The sequence below is a fragment of the Lysinibacillus sphaericus OT4b.31 genome (assembly GCF_000392615.1).
Classification (GTDB): domain Bacteria; phylum Bacillota; class Bacilli; order Bacillales_A; family Planococcaceae; genus Lysinibacillus; species Lysinibacillus sphaericus_B.
In genome coordinates this window covers 1,925,894-1,937,900 of record NZ_KB933398.1, presented here as the reverse complement: position 1 = coordinate 1,937,900, position 12,007 = coordinate 1,925,894, and the positions used below count along the sequence as shown (strand labels likewise).

Sequence of the window (12,007 nt, the reverse complement as noted above, 5' to 3'; positions counted from 1 at the left end):
AATGAATTAATCATATAAACAGTTTTATTTTTGAAACGAAATATTCTTTTTAGCAACAAATATTAATTCGTTTATTAAATAGGAAGAAACAATAAAAAATTGTAGATAAAAGGAGTTTAATAAGTGAATTAATTAAAAATATATTGATTTATAAAAAATACCAATTATAATAGGGTTAAGTGTAATCGAATACTTACATACAAGGAGATGACAGTTAATGGCCTTTCAAACAGCTAAAGATTCAAAATATCAACATTTAGTATTATCAGATGAAACGGTAATTAAAGAATTATTGACGTTTAGAGGTTCAATAGATGATACAATGTTAAATGGCAGTCATGGTGTGTGTGCAACAAATACTTTAAAAATGAATACGGATGTAATTAGTTTATTTGCCGATTTAGATGAATTAATGAAAAAGTGTTTAAATGAGGAACAGCTGAAATTACTTGAATACATCGCTAAAGACTATACTAATTATAACATTGGACAGCTTTTAGGGATTCCAGTAAAAACGGTGGGGCGAAGGTTTCATACAATTTGTCTTCAAATAAAACAAGAAAATGATAGACAATGGAGAAAAGTAGTATATACAAAGAAATTGAACTTAAAAACCAAAAGATGTAGTAAATGTAAAGAACGACTACCTGCAACCGACGAGTTTTTCAGTTTAAATAGTAGCAGTAAAGATTTATATCATTCACAGTGTAAGAAATGTAAAAAGTAGCTTCAAAAAATCACTTGGGCGGAAATAGTAGCTTTTTAGATACACTAGTCAACCTAATAAGTAGAAGGAGCAATAATATGAAACTACAATTACCTCACAGAATGGTAGAATTGAAGTTAGACCTCCCAATAGAGGAAAGAGTTCAATATATAAGCTTTATGCTAGAAAATGAAAAAATTGTTTATCAAGGTGAAGAGATAACTTTAGAATTATATTTCAGTATAACCTCACATGCATACAATACGATTATTTTATTAGATATGATAGGTTATTACATTACAAAAGGTTATTTTACTAAAGCCGAATTGTTATTAGAAGAAGAGAATTTAAAATTTATTAAGGAAACTAAAAAACGTAATAACAGACGTAGAGAAATTACAAAATTACTTAGAAATCAAAGTGCACAGCATCAATTGCAAGATAACTATGTTTTATCTCATCATAAACAAAAAGAAATCAAAAAAGGCTCAATCAGACATAACACATTTTCAAATACTTCTTATCTAGAAGCGATTACCTTCGGAATTGAAGAAGTTGAAGAAGATCACGGTTAATAAATGAATTAATTTAAAATACATAATTTAAATGAAATTTTCTAATGTATCTATGTGAAGGCATGGATACATCATGAAGGTTTCATTTACTTCAAAAGAGGTTTATAAAGAGTATACATAAAATGAGAACAGGCTGGGACTTAATTGTAAATTGCTAAATGCCTGCCTCTCAAATCAAAATTATAGTAGGTGATGACCATTGGATGTATAAAAGTGAAACTCAATCAGTAGCCCCCACTGATTGTTAGTTGAAGCAATCGTAATTAAAGATGGATTAATGTAAAAAATATTATAATAACCTCTTTTAAATCATGAAAGCAAAACCTTCAAAAATGCAGCCTTCTTTAGGAAGTGAGGACAAAGGAGAATGAGAATTGTAAATAAATTAGCGCAGTTTTATAAATCATTAAAAGAAGATGAGAAATTACTTCGATTACTGTATTACTTGCCAAAAGATTCATTAGATAATCCCCTGGATGAGTCGAAAATGGACATTTCTCAGTTACCTGAAAAAGACATTATTATGAACAACATATTGGTGATTGGGGATAAAACAAGCGATTTAAAAATGGATACCCATTTTTCTCGCATTTGTTTATATACTGGTCCACGAGCGCCTCAAAAGCATTATCTTAAAAACACAAATCAATTTACTGATAATCCTTATTCTAGCACGCAACAATATTTCTTTGATATCTATACACCGGTCGCTATCAATAATATAGATTTTCGACTCGATTGGCTAGGTGAAATGTTAAATGAAGTCCTTTTTCAAGAGGATATTGAAGAATTTGGAGATTTGAGATTTCACAGTGGTATTCCCCTTTTAAATACACCTGAAGGCTTTATCGGATATCGCTGGATTTATGTTGTTCCTTCCGGTCAAGGACCAAGGAGCTTTAAATCATGAGTATTTCAACAAAAAAAGCATTTGGCAAATCCACTCTCTATAAAGGATTGAATATTTATCCTGTTCGCATGATGGATGCAGATGAATTTTATGATTACGTGCAATGCTTATTATTGCCTAAAAGTGATTTTCAAGAACCAGAAGTAATTAGAATGTCTTATTTCATGTTTTTGCTTGCCCTCTCTCAAAACAAAGATGGCCCTGATTTATTAGCAAAATTAATTGCTTTATATCGTTTGATTTTCAAAACGGAAGACATTCAATTCACAATCAATGAAAAAGGTATGGCATTTATAATTGTCGACGGTATTTCATTGCATGAACGTGATTTCGATAAAATTAAAACTATCATCAGTGAGCAAAACCTCATCGATTTAGACGATGAATTTATCGATCCAGGCACTAAAAAGGCCATTCAAGAAGCACGAGCATTTATGGCAAAAAGAAAAACGAAACAGGCAGATTTAGAACAGCAAATAGTCGCTTATCATTGCAAATCGGGTCTCCCCTACCATGAAATAGAAAATCTAACCCTCTATCAATTTCATAAAGGTTTAATTCGTATGGATTATATGGTCAGCAGTGATGCCATTCTGAATGCACGTTACTCTGGAATGGTTGAATTTAAAAATGATCAAGATCTTCCCCATTGGCTAGGCCATATTGACGAGCCGAAGAAAAATGAGGATGTCATTATGACAAAGTCAGCATTTGACAAACAAATGAAACAGCTAGGACTTGATTCTAGTTCAAATAAAAAACAATAACTTAAAAGGATGGTAATTTATTATGACACAACAAAATCAATTTTTAACTTCAGTAGCAAATGTACGTTTATTTGATCGTTTAACGGATGAATTAATTCTTAACGGTAAAACTTTATTGAATTCATCTATGACACAAGCAATCCAAACACAGGCTATTCATGCAGGTAAAGGCTCGAAAAAAGTATACGAACTTAACTACCAAAAAGAATTAACATTCTCAATTGAAGATGCTGCATTCGATACAGCTTATATTGCCTTACAAAATGGTACAGAAATCAATCACCAATTAGCCGAATTCTATACGGATGAAATCATTTTACTTGATGCGAGTGGTAAAGGAACATTAGCTGACACGCCTATTGGCAAAGTGCATGTAGAACAAGTTAATGGTACATTCTCTCAATACGCTCCTACTGGCAAAGAGATTTCTGTTCCAGCATTAGCTGGTAAAGAAGTCCAAGTTGTCTATGCTGTTCAGGAAATGATGGATACAATTGAAATCTCTGCTGATTCATTCCCGAAAGCCGTACGTATGGAATTAAATGTAGATATTCGCTCTAATAACGGAAAAACAGGCGAAGTAATTATCGAGGTGCCTAACTTTAAACCAAATGGCGCAGTAGAAATTTCTATGACACATGAAGGTGTAGCTTCTTCTTCTCTTGCAGGTAGCTCACTAGCCGACAAAAAAGGAAACTATGCCTACATTAAACTTCGTAATCTTGCAGATGAAAAAGTACAAGTTACAGCATTAGCTTCAAATCCTTCTCGTCTAGTTCTTGATTCTGCTGTCGCAGGAGATGCTCAACGCATCGCAGTACTAGGTATCCGAGGCGCAGGTTACAGTAATGTACTTTTACAAAATAGTGATCTAACTTGGACATCCAAGAACCCAACAATCGCAAGTGTTGATGCAAATGGTGTCATTACTTTAGGTGCCTCTGCCGCTGCCAATGATCAAACAATTATTGAAGTAACTGACGGTACATACCTTGAAACAATCGTTGTTGATGTAATTTAAGCGAATTAATTTAAAATGGGTAGAGAGTCATTCTCTACCCTCTTTAATATAAAGAAGGAGTCTAAAAATGGCTAAACGTGAAACGAAACTAACATTAGCAGATATTCAACAAAATGCGGATGAGCTCAATAAAAAACAAAAATTTCACATTGATAAAGACCAGGGTAAATTCATTTATTACTATCCTAAATTCAGTAAACGTAAAGTAACGATATTAATAAATGACTTAGCAAGTACCATTGACTATGTGCAGCAAAATAACCTAGATTTCTTTAAGAATGACCATGAATTACAACACTATGTCCTCTTTTTAGTGATCAAGCATTTTACTGATTTAAAAACTGAACTTAAAGATAAACCAATTGAAAGTCATTTTGCTACTATGAATAATCTAGTAGAGATTGGTTGGTACGACCTATTCTTAACGGAAATGTTTACGATGCAGGAAATCTCAAAAGTGCTAGAAGAAATTAGTAAACGACTCAATTTAAGTATGCAGTTTTTAGAACTCGAAAAAGAGCTAATCAATAAAATCGAGTCTACTGACAAAGACAAACTAATAAAAGAGCCTTCACTTAGCAATCGTTAAAATTTTGAACTACTCCCCTACCTTTTTAGGTGGGTACTTGAACATTTTAGGATATTCAACCATATTCGAAAAAAATAAAACGATAAACAGATGATTACAGCTACTGTTAAAGTTGCTGTTTTTTTATGTTTATCTATAAATCAGGAGGGAAAATCGATTGAGTATTGGTGGTGGACAAACTAAAAAACCAATGGACTTATTAGTCGCTCTAGGAGTCAATGACGCGGTTTCAAGAAAAAATATACATACATATATAAAGAGATTAAAAAATATAAACGCTCTAACGATAAACTTAGATGTAAAAGGTCACAATACGCAACTATTCCTTGAATACGAAAAACAAATTAATGCACTACAACAACATTTAGACGCGTTAAACCAAAAATTACAGGATGTTGGAACTGGATCATCTCCTACCCTTTCACTATTCGATGAATTCAAACAGCAAGTGACCACTTCAGTAAAATCGATAGACCAGCTAAATGAAGCCATCGGTGATGCAAATCTAAATGTAAAATCATTTTACAAGCGTTTAGCAAGCATTCCTAGCGGCGATTTACAATCACTAGAGCAGCTATTGACACAACTGAAAACTGAAATAGAAACAATCAATTTTAACCAATTTAAACTAAATGGCATTCAAGAAACACAACAAAACCTGCAAGCGCTCGAAGCAAATTTATATAACATTTATGAGTTAAATAAAGCCTACGCAAACAACACCAATTTCGAACAATTAACCTACCAAATTTCAGATTTAAATACTCAAATCAATAATATTCAATTTGGTGAAGGTATACAAATTGCAGGCATCTCTGAAATCCCAAGCCAACTAGAAAGCATTAATCAAGCTATTGTGGAGTTTGGCAAGAATACTAAAGAAGCCTCACAAAGTTCAACGTCTCTTATAGATGACTTAGTGAGCGTGTATGAGGTATCAAAAACAGCAAAGGATGCATATGGAGAGATTACTGGAGCTGGAACAAGTATAGCAGCTATTGGGAAAGGTCTGCTTTCAACGATTGGACCTGGCTTAGCTCTAGCAGGTATCGATTTCGTGCTTGGAAAAATAATTGAAAGCAGTGAGAAAGCAAAACAAAAAACAGCAGAATTAGCGGCTGAACAAATGAATATTTTGGATACTTTTACTTCAAATGCTACAGAAATTAATACATTATCCACTAGATACGCTGAATTAGAAAATGCTATGTCATTAGGAAATACAGATTTGTCTGTACTTGCCGAATATCGTGAAATTTCTAATCAACTTGGAGAAATTTTACCTCATATCGTTACAGGTGAAGACGAATTTGGGAATAAAATCATTGGTTCATCGGAAGCATTAAAGATAAAAATAGGTCTATTGAAAGAACAACAGGCAATTGAAGCACAACTAGCTGGGCAAGTAGCCCAGGAAGATCGTAATGAAGATATTCAAGTACGAAAAAAGACTATTTCCGAACTAGAAAATCGAAAAGTTGAAATAGCTAAAAGCTTACAAGATAATGCACAACGTTCATTTGTTTCGGACGACAATATCAATTTTTTGGAAAATGGAAAATCTGCCCTAAAATCAGTTGAAGATTATGAAAACAAAATAAAAGAATTAAATAATCTTGAGTCTAAAGCGAAAAAAGAAGTTAAAAAAGAAGATAAAAAAGAATATAAAAAAGAATATAAAAAAGATTATAAAAACCCCTTTGAAGATTATTATAAGAATATAAGTATCGCTATTCAACATCATATGGATGAAATTATTGAGATCGATTCTAAACTGGAACAGCAAGTCTTAGGACAAAAATCCGACTATATCTCTAATATAGCTCATATAATAGAACAAAATAAGGCATTAACTGATAGTGTCAAAAATAATGCTGAAGGTTTTGCTGCACAATTAATCGACGTAACAGATGCAAGTGATTTAGATACTTTACAAGAATCGTTAACATCTTTATTTTCAAATGAAAACGCCAATACATTAATAAATGATATGGTGAGTTCTTTCCAAAACATGGAGAATGCTACATCTGACACTTTTGACTCAATGGCTAATGAAACTAAAGATAAAATATCAAACATGACTGCTGAACTGTCAAAGCTAGGATTAAGCGAAGATGAAGTAAGTAGCATAATGAAATCATTAAATCAACAATTCGAAGATACTACTAAAACTCAAAAAGAATTATCCCTTGAAATGAAGGTTCACAATTCAACATATGCTGAAGCAAAAGCAAGAGTTTTTGACTACAAGGGTGAAGTAGAAAAACTTACTACTACGTCCGAAAAACTCGCCAGAGTATCACAAAATAAAGTGAATGAAACTTCTGATTTAGTATTCCAATATGAGATGTTGACTAATCAATTAAAAGGACATACTGAAGAAGAAATTCGCAATCTTAGTCAAAAAGGTAATTTAACGGCTGAAGAACAAAGACTTGTAGATACATTACAAGCTCGTGATTTAATCATGAGTAGTTTGAATACACTCTACCCTTTTCTTTTTGATCAAGACGGTAAAGCAATAAAATTAAGTGAAGAAAAAATAAAAGCCATACAGGCTGAAAACCTAGTAAACGAGACACTAATAAATGCCTATAAATTAGCTCGCGAAGGAAAATTAACTAATGAACAACAAACGACACTCGATTTGGCTTCAGAAGTTCAAAAAAGAATTAAAATCATCGAAGGTGAAATACAGGCAATAATCCTATTACAAAGCGTTAAAATGACAAACAAAGGGTTTCTCGATGGTATTGAAGATGGAAGTATAAAGCCTCAGGCGCATTCTTTTGTGATCCCACCAGAGGCAGAAATAGCTTTAAAAACAACAGAATTGAATAAATGGCGTGAACAGTTAAGCTCAATTACAAATAGTTTAGATAAATCTATTTCATCTACAAAAAATTCTACAAAGACATCAAAGTCTTCCAATAAAACAACCAAAGATTCCATCTATATTACAGACAAATACAAACAAACCCTAGAGGACTTAAATCTTGAGATTGAAAAACAAGTTAAAGTCCAATCTTCCCTACCAAAGCATTCCGAAGCGTATCGAAAATCACTTCAAGCACAAATAGAACTTGAAAAGAGAAAGCTTTCTTTAATTGAGGGTCAAGAAAAATCAATAAAATCTCAAATTGCTGCAAGGAAGATTAATAAAACAGGGACAGTTTCAAATACCTCCTCCGCAACAACATCTGCTCAAAAGTTAAGTGGCTGGTCAGGTAAAATTTCCAGTAATTACGGCAACAGAGTTTTAAATGGTAAAGCAGACAATCATCGTGGGATTGATATCGCTATGCCACAAGGTACGCGATTAGATGCAAATATTAGTGGTAAAGTAATCGCTAGCGGAAAAGCAGGTAAAGATGATAACGACTATCATTCATCTTACGGTAATATCGTCGTTATACAAGATGCTAATAATCTAAAACATATTTACGCCCACCTTGAACAAAGTATTGCTAAAATAGGAACTACTATAGAAGCGGGACAACAAATTGGTACAATTGGCTCAACAGGAAATAGTACAGGTTCCCATCTACATTATGAAATTAATAAAAATAGGAACACACCGATTAATCCTACCGAATACCTGAACAATGCAAAATCAGGAGTTATTAGCTCAAGCAGTACGACTGCTGTAGAAACAACGCAACAAGCAATCGACCAAGCAAAATCCGAGTTGCTCAAAATACAAAGTGACATTCTTAATCAAAAAGAGCTAATTGCTAAAATTGAAAAAGACATTATAGACTCTCAGTTATCTCAATTTGATTGGAAGCGAGGAAATATACAATCTAATTTGGATTATGAGGATTCCAAGCTAAAATTGGTTGATAAAAGTTCGAGTCGATATACGAAAACAATCGATCTACAAACGAAATATTTAGAGCAAAAACAAACCGTAAATAATCAGGAACTCGTCTATTTAGAAGGATTAATTAAAAATGGCTCTCTTTCTGCAATCACGCTAGATGAAATGAAAAGTAGATTATTGGAATTGAAAACCGAAATGTTAGACACCAATAATGCCATTTCACAATTGGCTTTGAACAAACTCGATACGTTTGACTATCAACGCAGCATGCCAGAATCACAGCTAGAATATGAAAATGCTAAAATAAAAGAATTAGATACCAATTCTGCTAGATATGCCAAGACATTGCAACTGATGACCATTTACATGAATCAAAAACAAAAAGTTAATCGAAGCGAGTTACAATATTTACAACAGCAGATTGCAGGTGGCAAGCATTCAGGCGAAGTTTTAGAGCAGCTTAAAGAGCGATATGCACAGCTTACAACTGAAATAAAATTGCTAGATATTGAAATTCGAGAAAAGAATTACGAAATATTGATTAATATTAAGACTCAATATGATGAGAAAAATGATAATATTGAGTTTTCAATCGAGCGAAGTAAAATTATCCAGTCCATGTTTGATGAAGTCTCCGATGAATATATTCGTGAAAGTAAATTCCAAAAAGAACAGCAAAAAAATTTAATAGAAAGTATTAAAAACCAAATAAACACCACCAAAAATAATATATTACAACTCAGTTTGCTTCCTGAGGATTTAAAAAAAGCAGAGGCAGACCTTAAAGCTTTGGATCTTAAAAGGGCTCGTTTAACAGCGGAACTTGCAGCAGACGAAAAGAAAAAACAAGAAGAATTAGCAAATAAATTAATTGATGCCTATAAAGAATACATACAAGAAAAACGGGATGCACATATAAAAAGTATCGATGACGAGATACAGCGGGAAAATGACCGTCACGACACTGTCATGGACAATTATAAAGATGAAATGGATTTATTTAGAAAAAATATCCAAGATAAATTGAAACTAATTGACCAGCAAGAATCCCAGCGTGATTATGATCAGGATATTGCTAAACTTGAAAAAGAGCGCAATGATATCCAAGGACAATACAATTTATTGCTGCTAGATAATTCTCACGAGGCTAAATCTAAACGAAAAAATTTACAAGAGCAACTTGCTCAAATTGACGAGGAAATTTCAGAGAAACGCCATGACCGTGAAATAGAATTACGGAAAGAATCATTAAATGAGCAATTAGAAGCAAAAGAAACTGAAATGAGTCAAAAGGAAGAGCTAGAGAACGAATATCATGAAAAAGAATTAAACTTAATAGATGAGAAAAAGAAATATTGGGAACAGTTCTATACTGATAGACTAAATGATGAACGTAAATTCGAAGAAATTAGAAAGAAAATTCGCGATGGAGAATTCACTTCATTAAAACAGGAATTTGGCGATTTTAAAAATTGGTTAACCGAAAGCATGCCCGATTTAGAGAAAACACTAACTGGAACATTCGATAAAGTTGGAACCTCTATCAGACAAAATATTATTGAGGAATTAGAAAAAGCATTAGATTTAATGAATCAGGTTGAGAAATCATCACAAATAGAAAATGGTGAGTATGGTTCTTCGGATGATATTAGCAATAATAAAAACAAATCTTCACTGATTGAAGGTGATATGCAAGTACTGTTAGGGAAGTTTATGACCGATGTTCTTGCTGAAGAAGAACCAAACTCTGTACGTAAAGCAAGTATTAGAGAAAAGGCTCACAATCTGGCCCAAGAAGGCAGAAAAAATAATTCTGAGATCCCCACAGATATCGATTTTAATAATTACATAAATAAACTATCTGAAGAAGATCTACTTAAATTAAGTAACTATTTTATGGAGCAAGCGAAGCAAGTAGTAATAACTCCCCAACTTCAGGATCTTATCATAGATAAAGCAAATGCCTTAAGAATAGCCGGGACTCAATACAATTTTAATAACTCTGCTTCGGCCTTACAAGGAGGAATGACGAATTTTTCTAGCAATGGTATTGACGGTTTAGGTGGGAAAGCGATGATTGTCCATCCAAATGAATTAATTCATTCCCCTATCGACACAAAAAACTTACTTTCAATGGCGAATATAATGGATAGAGCTAGCGTATTCTTCCGACCAATATTAGATAGAATGCCGCAATTTAGCAATACCTTCCGTACAGTTCAAGCCGCTTCTGCTGCAACATACGGAGACATCAACATCGAATTTAACATCGATAAAATGAATGGCGATATGAATGATCTCAATAAATTTAGCAAAATGATTAACGATGACTTATTACGTAAGAAGGGGATGAGAAATTAGTGTTAGAATCTATTCATTTTATGTATGATAATATCTCATCAAAAGATATGGGCGTTACGATAGGATGGTCTTCAGGTAATTTATTTGAAGAAAATTTTTTACCAACACGGCGAATTATCGAAAAGAAAATCGCTAATAATGAAACACCTTACTTTCAGAGAGTGGAACATGAACCACTCTCTTTTAAATTGTCTTTTTATCTAGATGATTGGGTAAATGAAAGTGATTTAAGAAAAATTGCACGTTGGCTCCTCCAACCCTATTATAAACCACTAGTGTTTGATCATAATCCTAATAGAGTCATGTATGCACTTGTAGAAGGTGATTCAACACTCATACATAATGGGCTCAAACAAGGTTATGTAGAATTAAAGATTCGATGTGACTCACCTTATACCTATTCGCATGAACATATACTAGATAAGATAGAGTTTCGAGAATCGAATAAAAGTTACTTATTAAAGGATGATATCACTACATTTGCGGAAGGAGAATGTCATAATATGAAAATTACTTCAAATGGGTTAACAATTGATGCAATGAATAACACATGGGGCATATTGTATGCCAACACTACGAATTGGGGTGACAATTGCAATGGAAACTACTGATAAACTAGGCTTAAAAATTGTAACAGAGACCACATTTGAGCAGGATGATATCAAGGAAACCATTGTTAACTATGGTGAAAACTTTAGTAAACTTGAAAAATACTTAAAATCGTCTGCTCAATCTATTGAAGAATTACATGATAACACGTTTTATCCGATTGGTTATATTGTATGGAACAAAACACCCGCTATTAGCGGCCATATAGGTTGGGTTGCAACGCGAGAAGGCACCCATGCTAAAACCTGGAAACCTAACAAGAATTATGTCGTAGGAGATTTAATAAAGGCTGTGCCTGATAATGTTGGTTTATATGAGTGTGTTGTGGATGGCAAAAGTTCAACTAGCTCCCCTACCTTCCTTACAGGGTTACATCAAGAGTTTTATGATGTTAATGGTAGTAATTGGCGCAAGGACTATAACTATGAAGTCGGGGATATTGTTTATCCTACTAATGGTAGCAAACAATACTACTACATTTGTGAAACAGCAGGATTATCTTCAGTAAATGAACCCGTATGGTCTTCTATTCAAAATGACACTGCCTCCATTGATGGCTCTGTCGTTTGGCGAAAAGCGAAGACCATTAAATGGAAACGTATTGGAAACAGCTGTGAATTTAGGCCATTTGGTAAAATAGAATAGA

The 12,007-nt window shown here is 33.2% G+C and carries 9 protein-coding genes; all 9 read left to right on the top strand.

Annotated elements, in window-relative coordinates:
• Positions 1-217 precede the first annotated feature (217 nt).
• The 9 genes from H131_RS08855 to H131_RS08815 all read left to right on the top strand — a co-directional run bounded on the left by H131_RS08855 (position 218) and on the right by H131_RS08815 (position 12,006).
• A complete protein-coding gene (locus H131_RS08855) occupies positions 218-727 on the top strand; it encodes a hypothetical protein (protein WP_010858766.1) in 510 nt (169 codons plus the stop codon).
• A 77-nt stretch (positions 728-804) separates the two neighbouring features.
• A complete protein-coding gene (locus H131_RS08850) occupies positions 805-1,281 on the top strand; it encodes a hypothetical protein (protein WP_010858765.1) in 477 nt (158 codons plus the stop codon).
• 367 nt (positions 1,282-1,648) lie between these two features.
• On the top strand, positions 1,649-2,191 hold the full coding sequence (locus tag H131_RS08845) for a hypothetical protein (RefSeq protein ID WP_010858764.1): 543 nt from the start codon (positions 1,649-1,651) through the stop codon (positions 2,189-2,191).
• Positions 2,188-2,958 (top strand): hypothetical protein, encoded by a 771-nt coding sequence (locus H131_RS08840; protein ID WP_010858763.1) that lies wholly within the window; start codon positions 2,188-2,190, stop codon positions 2,956-2,958. Before H131_RS08845 ends, H131_RS08840 begins: the two co-directional genes overlap by 4 nt.
• Positions 2,959-2,980: 22 nt before the next feature.
• Positions 2,981-3,979, top strand: a complete 999-nt coding sequence (locus tag H131_RS08835; protein WP_010858762.1) for a hypothetical protein — start codon at positions 2,981-2,983, stop codon at positions 3,977-3,979.
• A 67-nt stretch (positions 3,980-4,046) separates the two neighbouring features.
• On the top strand, positions 4,047-4,568 hold the full coding sequence (locus H131_RS08830; RefSeq protein ID WP_010858761.1) for a hypothetical protein: 522 nt from the start codon (positions 4,047-4,049) through the stop codon (positions 4,566-4,568).
• Positions 4,569-4,725: 157 nt separating this feature from the next.
• On the top strand, positions 4,726-10,752 hold the full coding sequence (locus H131_RS08825; RefSeq protein WP_010858760.1) for a peptidoglycan DD-metalloendopeptidase family protein: 6,027 nt from the start codon (positions 4,726-4,728) through the stop codon (positions 10,750-10,752).
• Entirely contained in the window at positions 10,752-11,363 is a 612-nt protein-coding gene (locus tag H131_RS23060) for a distal tail protein Dit (protein ID WP_010858759.1), read from the top strand. The genes H131_RS08825 and H131_RS23060 overlap by 1 nt, the downstream gene beginning before the upstream one ends.
• A complete protein-coding gene (locus tag H131_RS08815) occupies positions 11,317-12,006 on the top strand; it encodes a hypothetical protein (protein ID WP_155242385.1) in 690 nt (229 codons plus the stop codon). The genes H131_RS23060 and H131_RS08815 overlap by 47 nt, the downstream gene beginning before the upstream one ends.
• The last annotated feature ends 1 nt before the right edge of the window (position 12,007 follow it).